25 protein-coding genes and 1 pseudogene are annotated in these 20,744 nt (G+C 42.1%); 19 read left to right on the forward strand and 7 right to left on the reverse strand.

Annotated features, from left to right (window positions below):
- Positions 1–106: 106 nt before the first annotated feature.
- The 6 genes from SD31_RS18670 (at position 107) to SD31_RS06440 (ending at position 3,145) form a co-directional block, all read left to right on the forward strand.
- On the forward strand, positions 107–346 hold the full coding sequence (locus tag SD31_RS18670) for a hypothetical protein (RefSeq protein ID WP_231561246.1): 240 nt from the start codon (positions 107–109) through the stop codon (positions 344–346).
- Between the two features lie 52 nt (positions 347–398).
- A complete protein-coding gene (locus tag SD31_RS20035) occupies positions 399–1,223 on the forward strand; it encodes a hypothetical protein (protein WP_262506561.1) in 825 nt (274 codons plus the stop codon).
- Positions 1,189–1,695, forward strand: a complete 507-nt coding sequence (locus tag SD31_RS20040) for a hypothetical protein (protein ID WP_262506562.1) — start codon at positions 1,189–1,191, stop codon at positions 1,693–1,695. Before SD31_RS20035 ends, SD31_RS20040 begins: the two co-directional genes overlap by 35 nt.
- Before the next feature lie 151 nt (positions 1,696–1,846).
- A complete protein-coding gene (locus SD31_RS17190; protein WP_197053566.1) occupies positions 1,847–2,023 on the forward strand; it encodes a hypothetical protein in 177 nt (58 codons plus the stop codon).
- A gap of 135 nt (positions 2,024–2,158) precedes the next feature.
- Positions 2,159–2,686, forward strand: coding sequence for a DUF4833 domain-containing protein (locus tag SD31_RS06435; protein ID WP_039053525.1), 528 nt, complete (start codon positions 2,159–2,161; stop codon positions 2,684–2,686).
- A 39-nt stretch (positions 2,687–2,725) separates the two neighbouring features.
- Positions 2,726–3,145: a 6-pyruvoyl trahydropterin synthase family protein gene (locus tag SD31_RS06440; RefSeq protein WP_039053526.1), complete on the forward strand. Its 420-nt coding sequence runs from the start codon at positions 2,726–2,728 to the stop codon at positions 3,143–3,145.
- 34 nt (positions 3,146–3,179) lie between these two features.
- On the opposite strand, the gene SD31_RS06445 is transcribed toward SD31_RS06440, so the two are convergent.
- From SD31_RS06445 to SD31_RS06465, 5 genes are all read right to left on the reverse strand, one after another.
- Positions 3,180–3,944 carry an exodeoxyribonuclease III gene (locus SD31_RS06445; protein ID WP_039053527.1) on the reverse strand — a complete coding sequence of 255 codons (765 nt, stop codon included), beginning with the start codon at positions 3,942–3,944 and terminating at the stop codon, positions 3,180–3,182.
- Positions 3,945–4,712, reverse strand: coding sequence for a peptidylprolyl isomerase (locus SD31_RS06450; protein ID WP_039053528.1), 768 nt, complete (start codon positions 4,710–4,712; stop codon positions 3,945–3,947).
- 13 nt (positions 4,713–4,725) lie between these two features.
- Positions 4,726–5,073, reverse strand: a complete 348-nt coding sequence (locus tag SD31_RS06455) for a hypothetical protein (protein ID WP_039053529.1) — start codon at positions 5,071–5,073, stop codon at positions 4,726–4,728.
- A 67-nt stretch (positions 5,074–5,140) separates the two neighbouring features.
- The gene (locus tag SD31_RS06460) at positions 5,141–5,587 is read right to left on the reverse strand and encodes a low molecular weight protein-tyrosine-phosphatase (protein ID WP_039053530.1); all 447 of its coding nucleotides are present in this window, start codon (positions 5,585–5,587) and stop codon (positions 5,141–5,143) included.
- A 90-nt stretch (positions 5,588–5,677) separates the two neighbouring features.
- Positions 5,678–7,225, reverse strand: coding sequence for a Do family serine endopeptidase (locus tag SD31_RS06465; protein ID WP_039053531.1), 1,548 nt, complete (start codon positions 7,223–7,225; stop codon positions 5,678–5,680).
- 202 nt (positions 7,226–7,427) lie between these two features.
- Between SD31_RS06465 and dapF the strand changes: the two genes are divergently transcribed.
- From dapF to SD31_RS20755, 3 genes are all read left to right on the forward strand, one after another.
- Positions 7,428–8,222 (forward strand): diaminopimelate epimerase, encoded by a 795-nt coding sequence (gene dapF / locus SD31_RS06470; protein WP_039053532.1) that lies wholly within the window; start codon positions 7,428–7,430, stop codon positions 8,220–8,222.
- Positions 8,223–8,300: 78 nt separating this feature from the next.
- Complete coding sequence (locus SD31_RS20750; protein ID WP_316929796.1) at positions 8,301–9,572, forward strand: hypothetical protein; 1,272 nt, start codon at positions 8,301–8,303, stop codon at positions 9,570–9,572.
- Positions 9,526–11,178, forward strand: coding sequence for a DEAD/DEAH box helicase (locus SD31_RS20755; RefSeq protein WP_316929797.1), 1,653 nt, complete (start codon positions 9,526–9,528; stop codon positions 11,176–11,178). Before SD31_RS20750 ends, SD31_RS20755 begins: the two co-directional genes overlap by 47 nt.
- Positions 11,179–11,241: 63 nt before the next feature.
- On the opposite strand, the gene SD31_RS06480 is transcribed toward SD31_RS20755, so the two are convergent.
- Complete coding sequence (locus SD31_RS06480; RefSeq protein ID WP_039053533.1) at positions 11,242–12,231, reverse strand: aspartate-semialdehyde dehydrogenase; 990 nt, start codon at positions 12,229–12,231, stop codon at positions 11,242–11,244.
- 283 nt (positions 12,232–12,514) lie between these two features.
- Here SD31_RS06480 and SD31_RS06485 point away from each other — a divergent pair, with 283 nt between their 5' ends.
- The 5 genes from SD31_RS06485 (at position 12,515) to SD31_RS06505 (ending at position 16,203) form a co-directional block, all read left to right on the forward strand.
- Positions 12,515–13,339 carry a lamin tail domain-containing protein gene (locus SD31_RS06485; RefSeq protein ID WP_039053534.1) on the forward strand — a complete coding sequence of 275 codons (825 nt, stop codon included), beginning with the start codon at positions 12,515–12,517 and terminating at the stop codon, positions 13,337–13,339.
- Positions 13,340–13,388: 49 nt separating this feature from the next.
- Entirely contained in the window at positions 13,389–14,183 is a 795-nt protein-coding gene (locus SD31_RS06490) for a lamin tail domain-containing protein (RefSeq protein ID WP_262506563.1), read from the forward strand.
- 25 nt (positions 14,184–14,208) lie between these two features.
- On the forward strand, positions 14,209–15,153 hold the full coding sequence (locus SD31_RS06495) for an NAD-dependent epimerase/dehydratase family protein (RefSeq protein WP_197053567.1): 945 nt from the start codon (positions 14,209–14,211) through the stop codon (positions 15,151–15,153).
- A 6-nt stretch (positions 15,154–15,159) separates the two neighbouring features.
- Positions 15,160–15,885, forward strand: a complete 726-nt coding sequence (locus SD31_RS06500; RefSeq protein ID WP_039053536.1) for a YebC/PmpR family DNA-binding transcriptional regulator — start codon at positions 15,160–15,162, stop codon at positions 15,883–15,885.
- 78 nt (positions 15,886–15,963) lie between these two features.
- Positions 15,964–16,203 (forward strand): hypothetical protein, encoded by a 240-nt coding sequence (locus SD31_RS06505; RefSeq protein ID WP_039053537.1) that lies wholly within the window; start codon positions 15,964–15,966, stop codon positions 16,201–16,203.
- Here SD31_RS06505 and SD31_RS06510 read toward each other — a convergent pair.
- The gene (locus SD31_RS06510; protein ID WP_039053538.1) at positions 16,177–16,596 is read right to left on the reverse strand and encodes a hypothetical protein; all 420 of its coding nucleotides are present in this window, start codon (positions 16,594–16,596) and stop codon (positions 16,177–16,179) included. The two genes, SD31_RS06505 and SD31_RS06510, sit on opposite strands and share 27 nt — an antisense overlap.
- A 25-nt stretch (positions 16,597–16,621) precedes the next feature.
- Between SD31_RS06510 and SD31_RS06515 the strand changes: the two genes are divergently transcribed.
- The 5 genes and pseudogenes from SD31_RS06515 to SD31_RS06535 all read left to right on the forward strand — a co-directional run bounded on the left by SD31_RS06515 (position 16,622) and on the right by SD31_RS06535 (position 20,598).
- Complete coding sequence (locus tag SD31_RS06515; protein WP_039053539.1) at positions 16,622–16,873, forward strand: hypothetical protein; 252 nt, start codon at positions 16,622–16,624, stop codon at positions 16,871–16,873.
- Between the two features lie 38 nt (positions 16,874–16,911).
- Positions 16,912–17,654: pseudogene (locus tag SD31_RS06520) on the forward strand (DeoR/GlpR family DNA-binding transcription regulator).
- Positions 17,655–19,127, forward strand: coding sequence for a lipopolysaccharide biosynthesis protein (locus SD31_RS06525; RefSeq protein ID WP_039053540.1), 1,473 nt, complete (start codon positions 17,655–17,657; stop codon positions 19,125–19,127).
- Complete coding sequence (locus tag SD31_RS06530) at positions 19,124–19,990, forward strand: glycosyltransferase family 2 protein (protein ID WP_039053541.1); 867 nt, start codon at positions 19,124–19,126, stop codon at positions 19,988–19,990. Before SD31_RS06525 ends, SD31_RS06530 begins: the two co-directional genes overlap by 4 nt.
- A gap of 2 nt (positions 19,991–19,992) precedes the next feature.
- On the forward strand, positions 19,993–20,598 hold the full coding sequence (locus SD31_RS06535) for a glycosyltransferase (RefSeq protein ID WP_052258723.1): 606 nt from the start codon (positions 19,993–19,995) through the stop codon (positions 20,596–20,598).
- Positions 20,599–20,744 lie beyond the last annotated feature (146 nt).

Consider the following 20,744-nt stretch of genomic DNA (forward strand, 5'->3'; position numbering starts at 1 on the left):
ATCCAAAGCCAAATAAGGTTCGTCAATTTGGATCTTTCGGAAAAAGTTAAAGCTTTATATCCTGAGGTTTTCAAAAAGCTGAACTACCGCCGCCAAAGGAGCTAAATTGATTGCTACCACCTACTTCGAAGCACTAAGAGACAATGAGGATATCGCCGTAAACCTTCCTGTCCATGCATTACACGTGGATTTGGTACGCGGTGAAAACCAATTGGATACCTTGTTGCCAAAAGTTCCTTCTACTTTAACGCTGTCATTGGGTATCGTGGAAGGACGTAACATCTGGAAAAACGAACTACGAAAAATCGTTAAACAAGATAAAACAAGCTGTCGATACTTTAGGTAAAGATAGAGTATGGGTAGGTACATCTTCTTCCCTGCTACATGTACCATACGACTTGGATAGCGAGAAAAAAGAAGAAACACTACCTGCTGAAGTAAAAAACTGGTTAGCTTTCGCCAAACAAAAGCTAGCAGAAGTGAAAGACTTAGCTGTATTAGCTGAAGGTGAAGTAGACGCTAAAACTGAGGAAAACTTCGAAGCAAACAAAGCTGCTGCAGAAAGCCGTCGCACATCGCCGTTGATTCACAAACCTGAAGTTAAGAACAGAGTTAACAATATTACGGACGACGACGCAAAACGTACTTCACCATTTGCCGTACGTAAAGCTCTTCAACAAGAGAAATTCGGCCTTCCGAAATTCCCTACCACCACTATCGGTTCGTTCCCGCAGACTAAAGATGTACGTAAATGGCGCGCCGACCTTAAAAAAGGGGTAATCACTCAAGAAGAGTACGACAAGGCTATCGCTGAAGAAACCGAAAACGTTATCCGTCTTCAAGAACAATTGGACATCGATGTGTTGGTACACGGAGAGTTCGAGCGTAACGACATGGTGGAATACTTCGGTGAGCAGTTGGCAGGCTACGCCTTCACACAATACGGATGGGTTCAATCTTACGGTTCTCGTTGTGTGAAACCTCCAATTATCTATGGTGACGTCTACCGCCCTGCAGACATGACTGTTCGCTGGTCTTCATACGCTCAATCGTTGACCGACCGTCCGGTAAAAGGTATGTTGACAGGTCCCGTAACCATCTTACAGTGGTCTTTTGTACGTAACGATCAACCTCGTTCCACAACAACTTACCAAATCGCACTAGCGATCTTGGATGAAGTTCAAGCGATTGGAAAAAGCAGGTATCAAAATCATCCAAATTGACGAGCCTGCCATCCGTGAAGGTTTACCTTTACGTAAAGCTGACCAACAGGAATACCTCAACTGGGCTGTTCGTGCTTTCCGCGTATCTTCATCCAATGTGGCTGATGACACGCAGATACACACCCATATGTGTTACTCAGAATTCAACGACATTATCCGTGATATCGCAGCGATGGATGCCGACGTCATCACTATCGAAACATCACGCTCCCAAATGGAATTGTTGGATGCTTTTGCCGGCGAATTCAAATACCCTAACGATATAGGTCCTGGAGTTTATGACATCCACTCTCCTCGTGTACCTAGCGTAGAAGAGATGGTAGACCTATTGCGCAAAGCAAAAGAGGTTGTTCCTGCAGAACAGCTATGGGTAAACCCTGACTGTGGTCTGAAAACACGTGCTTGGCCAGAAACTAAAGCAGCATTAGAAAACATGGTTAAAGCCGCTAAGATATTAAGAGCTGAAGCCTAGTATACACGAAAGTAGTATTATTAAATAACAGATACCGCCCTCCTTCTTCTGAGGGCGGTTTTTTATTGTCCAACCAGATCTCCACTATCCAAAATTTGCAATACCGCGAACAAGTAAGGTTGTTCTGTTGTTATATATCTAAAATAAGGTTATGAGAAGAACACATTTACTATCTATAGCAGCGCTGACGACCTTACTACTCAGCAGCTGCGAAGTGATTGGCGGCATATTCAAAGCGGGTGTATGGACCGGCATTATCATGGTGGTCGCCGTCATAGCCCTCCTGATATGGATCTTCGTGAAATTGATGGGTGGCAACAGACGATAACACGCCCCTCACATCTGCCATTTTTACCATTTTATTGCAATCGGCACGTTATTTTCTTCTTCATAGACAGAATAACAGCATTTTTTTTGTACTCAGGTTCAAATGTTGTTATATTAATTCTACATTTGAAAGTTTATGAAGAAGACAATTATCGTACTCCTGTTTATTGTAAATGCCGTATCGGTATTAGCCCAAGAAGGATATCCGACCCCCACCGTAAAGGACGTACTGTTTTATATTCAGCACAGCAGAGGAAAAAACACCTTTATTTACCAAGCAAATTATACGGCTTCCAAGGATCTTAATGAAAAAGAACCCATCAAAGTATGTAGACAGCTTTTCGATCTCAATGGAGAAGTTAAACCCATAACAAACATCCAACGCAAATATGCCTACGGAGTCAAGACGGAAAAGCTAGGGCATAACTACTACGAGGTGGAACTAGTTTCCTATCCGGGCCAAAAACTCTATCTACGTATGGACAAAAACCATCATCCTTACGTGGAAGGCACCATTAACGGCCAATATATGCATGTCAAGCACCTTTTCATCAAATTGAAAGACGGCACCTCCGGATTAAATGTGAAGGCAGATTACATCCTTTTTCATGGGCTTGATAAAAATGGGAAACCTGTAAAAGCAAAACTTTATCCTTCCCATTAAAGCGTATCCCAAATAACAAATAAACACTATATTTGCCTTATGATTACGGCAGAGCGATATCACGATATTTCATGTGGTCACCGTGTAGTAGGACATGAAGGCAAATGCAGATTTCTTCATGGTCACAACTACCGCATCCATTTTGAAATTCAAGCAGAAAGTCTCGACACAGTTGGAAGGGTCATTGATTTCTCAGTCATCAAGGAGAAATTGTGTATGTGGCTGGAAGAACATTACGATCATAAATTTCTAATCTGGCAAGAAGACCCACTCCTTAAAGACCTGCAAAAGATCGCCGACGAAAGCCTTGTTATCGTTCCGTATAATCCTACAGCAGAAAATATTGCTAAATATTTGGTGGAGGTAATAGGTCCGCAACAACTTAAAGATACGGCATGCAGACTGATACGCTGCAAAGTCGAAGAAACCCAAAAATGTTCCGCCACTTATACGATATAAAAAAAGAGAAATCGATGATTTCTCTTTTTTATATCTAAGCAAGCTCTAGTAGCACTGGACAATGGTCCGAATGAACAGCCTCTTTCAATATTTTAGCATCCTTAATACGGTCAGCCAAACTCGTAGAAGCCATATTGTAATCGATACGCCACCCTAAGTTCTTAGCACGAGCTCCAGCACGGTAACTCCACCATGTGTAGTTATGAGGTTCAGGATTTAAAGCTCTAAACGTATCTATAAAGCCTGAATTGATAAAGTTTTCCATCCATTCCCTTTCCTCAGGAAGGAACCCTGAAGTGTTAGCATTGGACTTGGGATTATGGATGTCAATAGGACGATGACAGATATTATAATCTCCGCTGATAACCAAGTTAGGATGCTCACTCATCACCTTATGTGCATACTGATGAAAGTCATCCAAAAAACGATACTTAAAATCCTGACGCACATCACCTGTAGTACCAGAAGGAAAATAGGTACTCATTACCGACACATCGTCGAAATCTGCACGAATAATCCTCCCCTCAAAGTCATAATCTTCATGACCACAACCGTACTCTACGTGCTTAGGCGTGATTTTCGTAAAAATGGCGGTACCACTATACCCTTTTTTCTGCGCCGGATACCAATAGTGCTCGTAACCCAACTGCTCCAAATACAGTATTTCAGGCACCTGATCAGGAGTAGCTTTGATTTCCTGAAGACAGACAACATCAGGATTTACTGATTTCAACCATCCTAACCAATCCTTCTTCAGTGCGGCCCTGATTCCATTTACATTGTAGGTGATAATCTTCATCTATGGGAGCTTATAGTCTTTGGATTTAAAAGAATCAAACAATCGCGTAAAGAAGTCGTTCTTGGGAGGTAAACCTGCCATCTGACGTTCTAAATTAATAGCTTCACGGCGTGTGAGCAACCTGATAAACATAGGCTCATTGGTGATAGGTCTATCATTTTTGTCCGTCCTTACGACAGCAATACTATCTACCACATCCAGCCCCAGGATGACCTCGCCAAATACCGTGTAGTTTCCGTCTAAGTGGGGCGTACCACCAACCTTAGTATAGGCTTCCCGTTGTTGAGAGGAAAACTTCTTCCCGCCCATACGAAACGTTTCCAACGAATCTAGCCCTGCTTCCGTAAACTTACGCCCCTGCACAATATAGAATTGAGAGCCCGAAGACGCTTTAGCAGGGTTATTGTCCCGCGCAGCTCCCAAGGCTCCCTTCTTGTGGATCAAACCTTCCTGAATTTCTGCAGGAATGCGGTAGTCCGGCCCACCGCTACCTAATACCGTCAGACTTGTTGTCGTAGGCTTCTTCGACTCCGGATCGCCGCCCTGTATTACAAAATTGTTAATCACACGATGAAACAAGATGCCGTCGTAATAATATTCGCTTACAAGCTTCTTGAAATTGTCTCTATGTTTTGGTGTTTCGTTATACAACTTTGCCGTAATAACGCCCTTATTGGTTTTTATCTCCACATAATAATGTTGAGGCTTCTGTGCATACGAACACAAGAAAAGCACACCGAATATTAGGGTTGCTAAAATCCTTTTCATAAAATGTCTTTTACTAAATATAGTTCAATTCCTGGAAATAGTCTATAATCAAAGATTTGATGAGCATCTCTTGCTCCAACAGCGTATAGTTGGGAATAGGCTTCACGAGCTGCCAATGTGGCCAGCCCTCCTCATCCAAACCTTTCAGCTCATAAAATCCTAAAGAAGAGAACAGTCTGCAGGTGGCTATATGCATCAACTCTTCTTTTTCACGTTTGGAAAACTGTCGGGGACCTTTTCCTAGTTCTTGAACACCTATCAAAAATAACATGACCTTAATGTCGGGAAGCTCCATCTCAAAATTTGTTGCGATGACTTCCCTAAGCTCATTCCATTTTTGATTTACTTCTTCTGCTTTCATATATTGTTTTTCCCGACACAAAATAGGTAAATTTATTTGCTTTCCGACGCTATGGAGCGAATACTGACTACACCTTGACAGAAGTCAGCTCCTGAATCAGCTCCTTACATCTTCTTTCAATCATCTTATATACCGGCTCAAATAAAGTGTCATCATAATAAGGATCGGGTACGATATCATCCTCCAGGAAAAGAGACACTTTCTGAATATGATCCGGATGTTGGGCAAGACGTACCACATCCTTGTAATTCTGTCTATCCATTACAAATATGCGATCGTAGCGGTCAAAGAAATCCGGTCTGAAATGTCGTGCCCGCTGCTGCGAGATGTCTACGCCATATTTACGAGCTACTGCGATACTACGTCTGTCGGGAGCTTCCCCCACATGCCAAGAGCCTGTTCCAGCGGACTCTACCTGCCAGTTTAGATTGTGTTGTGCTGCATAATGTGCTAAGATGCCATGCGCCAAAGGCGAACGACAGATATTACCAAGACATACCATCAATATCTTCATACGACAAAAATGCTTATTTAATTACGTAATAACAAAAAACGGCCTTCTAAAGAAAGCCGTTTTATTTATTTGTTGCCAATCAATTCGATATTAATATTTCAAAGGAATATTCAGTTCTACCGTACTTCCACGTTGAGGAACTCCTTTGATACGAACGATATTACGTTTGGTATTGGCTAACGCAGCTTCAATATCGTCCACATTGTTCACTGGTTTGCCGTTTATCTCGGTGATTACCAAACCTTTCTCGATACCGAAATATTCGAAGATTCCTCCTCTATGAATTTCAGTCACAACTACTCCGGAGTTCACCCCTAGCTCTTTCTTACGTGCATCTGACGCAGGAATGAAGCTTGCACCCAATTTATTGAATATTTCGGTTGCACTTGCACTTGGTCCTTCATCACCTCCTAAGGATTTGACATCGTCTTGCGATTTTAATGTCAAAGTAACATCTTTCTCTTTGCCATCACGTTTGTATGTAATGGTCACTTTATCACCCGGACGTAATCTCGCTACACGTTCTTGCAAGTCTGACGAAGAATAAATTTTCTTACCATCAATCTTCGTAATGACATCGCCTTTCTTGATACCTGCAGCTTCCGCAGCACCTCCCTTCACCACGCTCTGAACATATAGACCATTAATATCGTCGATACCTGTCTCTTTACGAAGAGCCTCATTAATTTCTGTAAACGTAATACCAATGTAGCCGCGTTTTACACTACCGTACTTCTTGAAATCATCCAACACTTTCTTCGCCAGGTTGATTGGAATAGCGAATCCATATCCGGCATAAACCCCTGTAGGAGAAGCGATAGCCGAGTTAATCCCTATCAACTCTCCTCGAGCATTTACCAATGCACCACCACTATTACCTCTGTTAATCACAGCATCGGTCTGAATAAAGGACTCAATAGCTGTATTGACCATCTGCTCATCTGGATTGGAATAGCGGCGTTGCTGAGCATCTCCAAGAATACCGATCTGACGTCCTTTAGCACTTACAATACCTGCTGTCACTGTAGATTGAAGACTCAAAGGATATCCCACAGCCAATACCCACTCGCCGATCTGCACATTGTCCGAGTCCCCCATCTTCACAATAGGTAGGTTGGAAGCACTGACTTTGATAAGTGCCAAATCCGTACTCGGATCACGCCCTATGATCTTGGCTTCAAACGTACGTTTATCAGTTAGCTGCACCTCAATCTTATCGGCATTTTCAACAACATGGTTGTTGGTGACAATATATCCGTCAGGAGTAAGAATAACTCCCGAGCCAGAAGCCTGCGCTACACGAGGTTGAGACTGACGACGTTGCGGCAAACCGAAAAACTCATCGAACAGATCAAAAGGAGAACCATACCCCTCCTGTCTGGAGCCTCTACCACTCATGGTCACCTTGATATGCACTACAGCTGGTGAAACCGCTGCTGCAGCCTGCGTAAAATCAGGATTACCGGTTGAGGACAACAGTTCTCCAGGATTATTGGCATAATAAACTTTCTGTTGATCCTCAAACGTCATATTTTGTAATTGTTTGTTTTCAAACAATTTATATCCCCCTACAGCTACAGCGCCTCCCAAAACTGCTGTTAATAAATTAACTCCAAGATTCTTCCCTAAATTCTTCATATTACTTATGCTGTATTAATCTTATTTTTGTATATATGTTTACATTTCTTATTCAAATGTAATACCATATCCAAGTCGAGACAAAATAATGTCAGTTAAATTTTGTTAAGAAAAACAGGCTTAGGCTAGGTTTTAACAACATTTAACAGATATCTGCTCGATTGTAACAAGAATATTAATTTTGAGCTTAATTTTCAAGTATATGCACAAAAAAATTCCATTCTACAAATACCAAGGGGCCGGCAATGATTTTATCTTAATCGATAATAGAAATGCTTCTTTTGACAGAAAAAACGAACAATTAGTAAAAAAACTTTGTGACAGGCGCTTTGGTATCGGTGCGGATGGGTTGATGCTCCTGCAGCAGGCGGAAAATTATGATTTTGAGATGGTATATTACAATGCCGATGGTGCGGAAGGAACCATGTGTGGTAATGGAGGAAGATGTATTGTCGCCTTTGCCCGCGACTTGGGAATTATAAGCTCCACAACTGACTTTTTGGCAGTAGACGGTCCCCATCAAGCCTCTATTGACGGCAATCAAGTGACCTTAGGAATGATTGAAGTGCACGATTTCCGCAAAGACGGAGAGGCATATATTCTTAACACCGGCTCTCCTCATTATGTGCAGTTTATCAAAGGGCTGGCGGATTATGACGTATTCCAAGAAGGCAAAAAAATTCGCTATAGTGGAGCCTATGGTGACAAAGGCATAAACGTAAACTTCATAGAAAAAGAAAATAACGGCTACTTCCTTCGTACCTACGAACGAGGTGTGGAAGACGAAACATTCGCTTGCGGTACGGGAGCCACCGCCGCAGCTATGACGGTAGCCCTTCACCACAATATGGAAGGCGACATCAACATCCCTATCCGTGTGCTGGGAGGACAGCTTTATATATCTTTCCACAAAAAGGATAAGGCTTTTACAGACGTATTCCTCAAAGGACCCGCAAAGTTCGTCTTCGCTGGAGAGATTGATGAAGCTAATCTTTAAGAATATCCCGGATAATTTCCGCAAATAAACTATTCCCCTTATATTAGATGTCTTTTTGATGAACCATAGAAGAAATTCATGCAACAAATAGACACTAAGCTTCCTTATAAACTCATCTATTCGATTGGAGAACACCCTTATCTGGGTTACCTCATGGAGCCCCATATTGTGCAGCTCAACCCCAACGGAAGCCTGTCTTTGTCGTATAAGCGCGTTTTCAGCAACACGGTAGAAGAATTTGCCAACGTATTGGATGAGACGGATTACAAAATCATAAAGCTTCTTGACGACCTTGAACAAAGCAACGTCATCAAAAAATACCATAAAAAAGCTGTACGCCCTATCGACTATTTCGGAAAGATTTTCGACTCCAAAATATACGATTTTATACGCCCTAAGCTGGAACAAAAACTGCTTAAAGTTTTGGAACTTATAGGCGACAAGCCACTCTATCTTATGAGCAAGAAAGATGGCTATCCGGCCGACAAAAAGCTCAAAATCGCGGAACAGTCTACCTCCATCCTTTTTCATTTCAGAAGAAACGAAACGGAAACCCGCTATTTTCCTACATTAAAATACAACGGCCACCGCATGGAATTCATGTATCGCAATGCGGAAGTCATCATCAACACACAAGCTTGGCTGCTGCTAGACAATGTGCTGTATCATTTCGATCAACCATTGGAGGGCAAAAAGCTGACCCCTTTCCTTAACAAAAGATACATCAGCGTTTCACGTGCCACAGAAAAAAAATATTACGAAACCTTTGTAACTTCACTGATTGAAAAATACTCAGTGTATGCCGAAGGTTTCGACATCAAGACCATAAAAGAGGAAGCCGTACCCGTGTTGACATTAAACTATGTAGAAAATGGCGAATCGCACCTACAGCTTTCATTCATATACGGCCCCTATCAGTTTCCTCCGAATTCGGACCATAAAATTTCGGTGAAACTTCATTACAACGAAAAACAAGACCTATACACCTTCACCCGGATCAAAAGGTCTCTTACTTGGGAAGAAAAACAACAACAGTTTCTCGAAAGCTTAGGTCTCAAGAAACAGGATGTCCTGTTCGGCAGCTACATCCCTGACGGAAAAGAATATAACAACATCTTCGAATGGCTGAGCAACAAAAAGGACCTTCTCCTCGCCCATGGCTTTGAAATCAAACACGAGACGGGAGATAAACACTTCTTCATAGGAAAAACCACCTTGGATATTGAAGTGGTGGAAGACAACGACTGGTTCGATGTGAGAGCTTTCGCCAACTTCGGGCCATACAAGATTCCTTTCGTTTCAGTTGCGCGAACACATCCTCAACAGAATACAGGAGTTTACCCTCCCTAACGGTGAAATAGCCATCATCCCGGAAGAGTGGTTCGCCCAATATGAACACCTTTTTCAGTTTGCCATCTCCAAGAAAGAACTGCATCTCAACAAGGCGCATATAGGACTGCTACACGAAATTTCCGAACATACGGCGCTTACAATGAGTCGTAAACTGCAAAACTTAAACAACTTCGAATCCATAAGCAGAGTGGAACCTCCAAAAGAGTTTAACGGCAGTCTGCGTCCTTATCAGGAAGCCGGATACAACTGGTTTCATTTCTTGCAAGAATACAAATTCGGAGGAGTACTTGCCGACGATATGGGTTTGGGAAAAACCGTGCAAACTTTAGCTCTACTCCAAAAACAGAAGGAAGACCTGAAAAATACAGACTACGCCAAGACATCCCTCCTTGTGCTTCCTACTTCCTTAGTCTACAACTGGATCAAAGAAGCAGAAAAATTTGCTCCTAAACTTCGCCTACTCGTCCATACCGGACCGAACCGCTTTAAAGATGCTTACGCCTTTACACACTTCGACTTGGTGATCACCACCTACGGCATTGTGCGCAGCGACGAAGAACTCTTCAGCAAATTTTTCTTTAATTATATTATTTTGGATGAAAGTCAGAACATAAAAAACCCTACATCCAAATCTTTCAAATCCATAAAATCGTTGAAAAGCCGCCATAAACTGGCATTAAGTGGAACCCCCATAGAAAATTCGGTTTCCGACATCTGGTCGCAGATGCATTTCACCAATCCGGGTTTGTTAGGAAGCTATTCCTTCTTTCAGAAAGAATTTGTCATACCTATAGAAAAGAAAAAAGACGAACAAACCGCAAAGCGTCTGCAGGCAATCATTAAGCCTTTTGTGCTTCGGAGAACCAAAGCACAGGTAGCTACGGAATTGCCTCCGAAAACCGAGCAGATCATCTACTGTGAGATGACGGAGAAACAGGCCGAGCGATATGAAACCATAAAATCCGAATACCGCAATGCCCTACTGGAAGGTGCCGTCAACGGTAAAGGTAGTCAGATTGCGCTGCTTCAAGGATTGACAAAGCTTAGACAACTAGCCAACCATCCTCGCATGTTGGACGAAAACTTCAAAGACGAATCAGGCAAGTTTGAAACCGTATTACAGATGCTGAGCTCCATCTCCGACGAAGGAAACAAGGTGCTTATCTTCTCCCAATTTGTCAAACATCTAGAGCTGTTTAAAGAATATTTTGATACAAAAAACATCAAATACGCTTACCTTGATGGGGCTACAAAAAACCGAGCCGAAGCGGTAAGAGAGTTCAAAGAAGATGCCGACACACGCATTTTCTTGATATCCATAAAAGCCGGAGGCGTAGGTCTTAACCTCACCGAAGCGGATTATGTATTCATCTTAGACCCATGGTGGAACCCTGCCGTAGAGCAACAGGCCATAGACCGCTCCCACCGTATAGGGCAGAAACGAAACGTCTTCATCTATAAGTTTATCAGCAAAGACACCGTGGAGGAAAAAATAGTGGCACTGCAAAACAGAAAGATGTCTATTGCTACCTCTTTGATTACTACCGAAGAAACTTTTGTGAAATCGCTTACCCAAGAGGACCTTCAAGAACTTCTACGTTAATAAAAAAGCTGTAACAGCAGTTACAGCTTTTTTAAAATTTGAGATTCTGGCAACCAAGGACTACTAGATCAATCCTTTTTTGTATAATAATTCCGCTATTTGAACGGCATTTGTTGCAGCACCCTTACGCAAATTGTCCGCCACGATCCACAAGTTTACAGTCTTATCTTGCGACTCGTCACGACGGATACGACCTACGAATACCTCATTCTTACCATGTGCATCCTTAGGCATTGGATACTCCAAGTTGGAAGGATTATCTACCACCACAACACCGTCTTGCTGACGCAATAGCTCTCTAAGCTCCTCAACATCAAAATCATTTTCAAACTCTATATTCACGGATTCCGAGTGACCTCCTACCACAGGAATACGTACGGTAGTGGCCGTCACACGGATAGTGTCATCCCCCATGATTTTATTGGTTTCTTTGATCATCTTCATTTCCTCTTTTGTGTATCCGTTTTCTTGGAACACGTCGATATGAGGGATTACGTTCAGGTCAATCTGATAAGGATAAGCCTTTTCGCCTTCTATACCGGCACGCTCATCCTCCAGCTGACGTACAGCTTTCACGCCTGTACCTGTTACCGATTGGTAAGTAGATACAACTACACGTTTGATTTTATACTTGTCGTGTAATGGTTTCAACACCACCACCATCTGAATGGTCGAACAGTTTGGATTGGCAATAATTTTATCTTCCGCCGTAAGCACATCACCATTTACCTCAGGAACCACCAACTTCTTCGTAGGATCCATACGCCATGCCGAGGAGTTGTCGATCACGGTAATGCCGGCCTCTGCAAACAACGGCGCATATTCAGTAGAGGTGGCTCCTCCCGCAGAAAATAATGCAACATTAGGTTTCAGAGCAATAGCTTCTGTTGGAGTAATTACCTTATACTTCTTACCCTTGAATTCAATTTCCTTACCCTTACTTTTTTCTGATGCTACTGGAATTAATTCTGTTACCGGGAAGTTACGTTCCGCTAATACCTTCAACATTTCTGACCCAACTAAACCTGTTGCGCCAACTACTGCTACTTTCATTTTTTTACAATTGTACTTTAAGAATTTAATTAATACTGTTTACATAAATGGTCTCAAACATAAGAAATTAAAACCACTCTAACGATATAAATTTTTAATTTTTTGCATGAATTTTGGATTAAATATTAGAAAAGACACATCATTTTGTTATTTTGGTTATAAAAATTGTAATTTTTTAAGCCATTTGGCAGAACTTATGCAATGTAAAAACCCTTCTTAGAGAAAATTATTCTGTAAATTGCCCATTCCATCGAAACAAACAATTTGTTGTTGTATTCGGATCATGAGATTTTCGCTAAGGGTAACTTATTGCCGTATCATCATCCTTACCATTTTGGCTTTGATGGGCTGGCGTCAAAGTAGGGCTCAAGCTAGCGGCAACCTTATCATCAATGAGCTTATGGTAAACCCTAACAATGTGGCCGCCCTTCCCTCATTCGAATACATCGAGCTTTATAACAATTCGGGCAGCACAGTAAATTTAGCCTCCATAACCCTACAAATCAACAATAATCAGACCTCCTTGCCAACATACTTCCTTGCACCGCAACAGTATGTTATCCTCTGTTCGGCAGATGCCATAGATGATTTCTCTCGCTATGGAAATGCCATAGCGCCGTCACGCTGGTACGCCTTGGCCAACACGGGCGCCACCGTACGCCTGCTCCAGCAAAACACTGTTATCGATCAGGTAAGCTATCGCGACAGCTGGTACAACAGTCCCTCCAAACGCAATGGCGGATGGAGCTTAGAACGTATCAATCCCGATTGGTTGTGCGACATCCACCTGAACTGGTCTGCAACATTATCCCTGACCGGCGGCACTCCAGGCAAAGCCAACACCATCTTCAATAAAAGGCACAAGCCCGACCTCCAACTCATAAACTATGAAATGGATAACAATAGGCTTACTTTAGAATTTAATATCGACGCCTCATATTGGACGGACGTCACCACTCCTATATTCGAAATTCAAGATTTCGATACGGCACGCTCCTTCGAAGTGACAGACAACAAGGTGGTATTGATATTTTCAAAAATGCTGGAAGAAAGAACACTGTATAGCCTGAGAGCTGCCAAGTCTCACACTTTGCAACATACCCCTTGAAGAACAGCTATTTTCTCTTTTCTATCAGCCAACAGTCAGCACCAAAGACATACTTATCAGTGAAATTCTATTCAATCCTAAGGAAGGAGGTGTGGACTTCGTAGAAATCTATAACAACAGCAACCTTCCTATCAACATTCAAGGTTTCACACTCGGCAACAGAGTTGTAACCCATGATTTCTATCTCCTTCAACCACAACAGTACTTAGCCTTAACGACAAACAAAAGGGTACTCCTCCAACAGTATCCTAATGCCTTTGCCGACAACATACTTGAAGTGGCAGCCTTACCGCCTTATCCTAACCAACAGGGTATCGTCACCCTATTTGACAATAAAAATCAGCTTATAGACTCAATATATTACAATGCCAATATGCATGGTGAGCTGATGCAGAATGTTAAAGGAATATCATTAGAACGCCGCTCCTTCCAAGACATAAAATTTTACTCGGCCTCTACGTTGGCTGGAGGAGCAACCCCAGGCTATCAAAACTCCACAGCGACACTAAATATCCCACAAAACAGAATATACTTAGCTTCAAAGACTATGTCGCCCGATGGTGACGGATTCGAAGACGAACTGCAGCTCCTCTACGAACTTGTAGAACCGAACTACCTCATCACAGCAGAAATATACAACGACAAAGGTATTTTGGTAAAAAGACTGGCCCACCTACATCATGCCGGCACACACGGACAGCTACAGTGGGATGGAAAAGACAAATACGGAAATCACTGTAAACAAGGACATTACATCTGCTCCGTGCAGATTTTTAATACAGATGGAAAAGCACAACAATTTAAGCAACCGTTTGTGTTAATCAATTCATTGACAAGACATTGAAAATCGAATAACTTTGCTAACTCATATGAAAGAAACAATAATTATTTTAGGGTCTAACGGCCAAATAGGAAGTGAGCTTACGGTTGCTTTACGCAAAAAATTTGGTCAAAAGAATGTGATTGCTTCCGATATTAGGGAACCGCAATCCATCGAAGAAGGCGACATTTTCGAGGTTGCTAATGTTTTGGATAAAAACCGTCTTAAAGATCTTTTCATCAAATATAAGCCTACCCAAATATATCTGCTGGCAGCCATGCTCTCGGCTACCGGCGAACAGTACCCTCAGAAAGCGTGGGACCTAAACATGAACGGATTACTCAATGTGCTGGACCTAGCTGTAGAATTGGGTATCAAAAAAATATTCTGGCCAAGCTCTATCGCTGTGTTTGGACCACATTCACCGAAGATAGACACCCCACAATACTGCATCATGGACCCTAACAGCATCTATGGAATCAGCAAGCTTGCAGGGGAGCGTTTGGTAGAATATTATCATGCCAAATATGGATTGGATATCCGCAGCATCCGCTATCCGGGAATCATCTCTTGGAAAACAGCACCAGGAGGAGGTACCACAGATTATGCCGTACACATCTTCTTCGACGCTATTGCCAAAGGAAAATACGAGTGCTTCCTTTCGGCCGACACAGCTCTACCGATGATGTATATGGATGATGCCATCCGCGCCACGTTGGAGCTCATGGATGCTCCGGCACAAAACTTAACTATCCACTCCAGCTACAATCTCGCAGGGATTTCGTTCACTCCTGCAGAGATTGCACAAGAAATTAAAAAAATTCTTCCTAATTTTGAAATGTCTTATGCTGAGGGGGATCCACGTCAAGCCATCGCTGATTCATGGCCTAAGAGTATTAACGACGAGTATGCACAAAAGGATTGGAACTGGAAGCTGGCGTACAACCTTGAAGATTTGACAAAAGAAATGCTGAAAAATCTTAAAAACAATTAAAATAAAATGGGTAGAGCTTTTGAATTTAGAAAAGAAAGAAAATTTAAACGCTGGGCCAAAATGGCGGTCCAATTCACACGTTTAGGAAAAGAAATTGCAATTGCAGTTAAAGAAGGTGGGCCTCTCCCAGAAAATAACGCTCGTTTGCGCACAGCAATCCAAAACGCTAAGGCCGTAAACATGCCTAAAGACCGTATCGAAGCAGCCATCAAAAGAGCTTCAGAAAAAGACGCTAAAGGCTATGAAGAACACGTTTATGAAGGTTACGGTCCGCATGGCGTTCCTATCTTGGTAGAAACGGCAACAGACAACACTAACCGTACTGTAGGTAACATCCGATCATATTTTACGAAAGCCGGAGGATCTTTAGGAAAAACCGGTTCCTTGGATTTCATTTTCAGTAGAAAATCCATCTTCCGCTTCCAAGCATCAGACGACTTAGACCTTGAAGAATTGGAATTGGAATTGATTGATGGCGGATTGGAAGAGCTTTATGTGGAGGCCGACGAAGAAGGTAACGACGTCATCGTCGTACAAACATCTTTCGAAGACTTTGGTAATATGCAACGCCTTCTAGAAGAAAAAGGAATAGAACTTAAGTCTTCTAAATTGGAACGTATTCCATTGTCACACACACAAGTGTCGGAAGAACAAGCCGCCGATGTGATGAAGCTTATTGACCGCTTGGAAGAAGACGACGATGTGCAAGCCGTATATCATAATATGGAGTAAAAACAACATGACCACAACATAAAAAAGAGGGTTTCCCCCTCTTTTTTTATTAATAGTGCAAAATCATTAACTTTGGATATGCTCTCATTTGAAGAATTCTTTATCAAGAAGAAAATAGATCTCTCTGCTTTAAGAAAAGCGGATGAGGCGCTATTCTTAGAATTCCAAGAGCATTATAGGCTGATGGGAGAGAAAAGTTTTGACCATAGTAAGAAATTCTGGTTCAACAGGTTAAGACATCTACACCCTCTCCATGAAACACAGGCACGCCCGGTAAGGACTTCAACTCCATTAAACCCAGAAAAAAAAAGAACCTAGCAGCACGCCAAGTGCGGAAACCGCAAAGGCGGCTCCTACAGGCTTTAAACCTCGCTTCGCAGCAGCAGCAAAAAGCTCGGCAGCAGATGATGTACAGAAAAAAGAAGCCGATAACACAACATCTCCTGCTGAAACAAACAAACCAGCTGGATTTAAGCCTCGCTTTAAAGCCGGTGTAACAAAGGCTGCTCCCGCTACAGAAAATAAAGAGGATTCATCCCCTTCTGTAGATAACACTAATGAAAGTACGGAAGCAAACAAACCTACGGGATTCAAACCTCGTTTCAAGGCCGGAGTAACTAAAATAGCTACGAATACACCAGCAGAAGAAACTTCTTCAGAAGTTAAGCCTACCGAAGTAAGTAAACCTACAGGCTTTAAACCTCGTTTCAAAACTGCTGCAACTTCTTCTACTCAGGTGGAAAAGAAAGAAAGTGCTGCTGAAGAAAAAGCACCATCCACAGAAAGCTCTAGCACTGAAGGTGCTCCAGCAACGAGCAAACCTTCCGGCTTCAAGCCTAGATTCAAAGCCGGGGTAACAAAAACCATTTCCGAAGACGAGAAAGCCGATGCTGCCTCCGCAGCTGATACACAACAAGAAGAAAATAAGGAAACAAATAATCCTCTTGGCTTTAAACCACGTTTTAAAGACAGGGATAACCAAAAATAAACCAAAAGAAGAATAATCTTAACCAATTATATCAGACTATGCTTAAAGAAGAAAGACAGGCCTATATAATTCATCAAATCAACCTGCACAATAAAGTTTTATCCTCCGATTTAAGTGTCCAACTAAACGTCTCGGAGGACACCATTCGTAGGGATTTGAACGAACTAGCGGAAAACGGCCAAGTAATCAAGGTATATGGGGGAGCATTATCCAAATCTTTCCAGTTCCCTTTCCAAGACGGCAATGTGTATGCCAAAGAAAACAAGAAGAAAATCGCTTCCAAAGCATTGACGCTGATCAACTCGGGCATGACGGTATTGATAGGAGGAGGAACTACCATGATCGAACTGGCACGACTTATTCCTAACGATTTACAATGTACGTTCTTCACCATCAGCCTCTTGTTGCCATGGAACTGGCAGAAAAAGATAACATCGAAGTATTCTTATTGGGAGGTAAACTATCCCGAAATACCAACATCGTTACGGGATCACAAGTCATCAATGAACTTTCAGACTTACATGTAGACCTGTGTCTGCTAGGAACTAACAGTCTCTCTATAGAAGAAGGTATTACGGATTCGGATTGGGAAGTCGTTCAGATAAAAAGAGCGATGATTAAATGTTCTAAAAACTTGGCTATCTTAAGTATAGCCGAGAAGCTCAATTCGAACCAAAAGATGCGTGTAGCACCTCTTAAGGAAGTCTCTTATCTGGTGACCGACTTAGAGCCTAACGACAAACATCTTAAAGATTTCGCCAAACATATCAAAGTGTTATAGATGGACAACAGGGAGGAAGAAAAGGACAGCTCGTTAAAGAAAAAAACGGCGAAAGGTTTATTTTTCGGTGGCCTTTCTAATGCTATCCAGCAGATCATAGGCTTTCTCTTTGGGCTTTATGTAGCTCGCAACCTTCTTTCTCCCAGTGATTATGGCACTATAAGTCTACTGACCATCTTTGCGTTGATTGCCACAGCCTTCCAAGAGAGTGGCTTTGTCATGGGATTAGTCAACAAGAGGGAAGTTTCGCACAAAGATTATAATGCCGTCTTTTGGTGTAGCCTGTCCATAAGTACACTGCTGTACATCGCACTCTTCTTTTTGGCCCCTTTTATAGCAGACTTTTACGAAAAAGAGGAGCTTACCGCCCTGTCTAGATTCTTGTTCATAAGCTTCTGGCTAGGCAGTTTTAGCATAGCACATAATGCATATCTCTATCGTCACCTTATGGTCGCCGAAAGAAGTATCGTCATGCTGTCGGCACTTATCGTTTCTAACATAGCAGGATTAATCTTTGCCTATTACGGATTTGCCTACTGGAGCTTAGCCATCCAGACTGTGGTGTATACTTTCGTCTCGAGTTCCATGTTTTTTTATTTCTCGAAATTCAGGCCTACACTTCATATTGATTTCTCTCCCATCAAAGACATTTATAAGTTTAGCAGCAAAATCCTTATTACAAACATTTTCATTCATATAAACAACAATATTTACGCTTCGGTATTAGGTAAATTTTTCTCCAAGCAACAAATAGGCTTTATCTCTCAAGCCTCGAAATGGAACAACATGGGACAGTCGCTGATTACCAACATGATTAACAATGTGATTCAGCCGGTACTCAATCAAATCCATGATGATGAAAACCGTCAAGTCCGTGTGTTCCGTAAGCTGTTGAATTTTACCTCCTTCGTAGCCTTCATTATGCTTTTTGGCTTAGCAGCAGTGGCCGACGACTTTATACGTATCACACTTACGGACAAATGGATTGAAAGTGCACGCTATGTACGTATTCTTTGCATTGGGGGAGCTTTCGCTACCATCAATAACGTTTTCTCAAACCTCATACTTACCAAAGGACAATCGTCCATCTACATGTTTAACATCGTAGGATTCGGCATCTTACAGTTCTTAATCTTAATCCTATGCAAAGACTTTGGGTTGGAATTGTCTATCATGCTGATTTCCGCACTTAACCTATTGTGGATATTCATCTGGTACGTCATCGTCAAACGATTCATCGCTTTCGGTCTCATGCAGCTTATCAGTGATGTTTTTACTTATGTATTCCTCGCAGGGATAGCCTGTGCCGCCGCAGCATTCCTTTCACAAAGCATTTCCTTATTGTTTGTACGCTTCTCAACATGCATCCTTGCTTCCGGTGTATTTTATCTTTTGTTAAATAAAATTTTTAAGCCCGATATCTTGACAGAAATAATCAACTTTGCAAAAGGATCGTTGATTACGAAGAAATGAAAAAAGTCCTATCCATCATCGTATCATATAATTTCGAGCCATGGCTTGACAAATGTCTACAAAGCTTGTTAAGCTCCTCTTATCCTACTGACATCATTGTCATCGACAATGCTTCTAAGGATAGGACCGTCCCACTGCTGAAAGAAAAATATCCTTCGGTAATTCTTTTGGAATCGCCAACAAACCTAGGCTTCGGCAAAGCCAACAATATGGGAATGGAATATGCCTTACGGCATGGATATGACTATGTTTTTCTGGTAAACCAAGATGCTTGGTTAGATAAAGACTGTATAAAACATCTGATAACATGTCCTGCGGCAGATTATGCTCTCCTGTCTCCTGTACATTACGACGGTACGGAGAAAGCGTTGGACAAAGGTTTTCAGGAATATATCAAGCAGCATTATCCTCTTAAAGAAAAAACCACCAAGGTGAATTTTGTCAATGCGGCTTTTTGGTTTATAGCTACCGCCACCTTACGTAAAGTTGGGCTATTCTCTCCTATATTTTATCACTATGGAGAGGATAAAGACTTTGCCAACAGGTTACGCTTCCACAACATTGACATACTTGTGGTCAATGATGCTCTGGCTTATCATGACAGACAGAACCGCGAAGCTCCCGCAGGAATAAATTTTAAAGGGGAATTTGTTTATCATTTGACGGAATTTTGTAATATTAATTATCGTGGCACCACCGCTTTTGCGAAGGCAGTGTTAGCCTGCCTAAAGAAAGCGGGGCAACAGCTGTCTAAAGGGAAAGCGAAAGCCGCCTATAGATATATTAGAATTGCAGGACAACTGTCGGTAAAGACACAACAGGTCATTAAGACAAGAAAAGAAAACAAGAAAATCAATAATTAAATATGCAAAACTTGGCTCCAATTATCATTTTCACCTATAACAGGCCACAGCATACGCGTCGTATGCTTCAGGCCCTGGAAAATGCCGAATTGGCCAAAGACTCTGAGGTCTTCATTTTTTCGGATGGGGCAAAAAATGCCGCAGCCATAGATGCTGTAAACCGAGTAAGAGCCATCATCCGTGAACCATGGAACTTCAAACATATCACCATCATAGAACGCGACCGTAATATCGGCCTAGCACAAAATGTCATCAGCGGCGTCACAGACATTATCTCCCGCTACGGAAAAGCTATAGTGCTGGAAGACGACCTTATAATTTCCAAGGTAGGACTCCGCTATTTCAACGATGCGCTCGACATCTACGAAAGTGACGACAAAGTCATGGAAATAAGCGGATACATGTATCCTGTCAAAGATGCCGACAAACTGCCTGAGTCTTTCTTCTTCCGCGTGGCAACAAGCTGGGGTTGGGCAACATGGGAAAGAGCTTGGAAGCTCTTCAATCCAAACATCGACCAACTTACCGCAGGCTTCACCAGCGAAAAAATCAAAAGATTTAGCATAGACAACAGCGAAAACTTCTGGAAGCAAGTCAAAGAAATTTAAAGACAGGAAAGATAAACTCTTGGGCTATACGCTGGTACCTATCAATCTTTAACAACCACGGTCTAGTCGCTATCATCCCGTCATCAAGTCTACGTAATTCAAATGATGGACAGACGGCGTCCGCACCCATTCCGATGTGACAACGC

This window comes from Sphingobacterium sp. T2 (assembly GCF_000814685.1).
Lineage (GTDB): Bacteria > Bacteroidota > Bacteroidia > Sphingobacteriales > Sphingobacteriaceae > Sphingobacterium > Sphingobacterium thermophilum.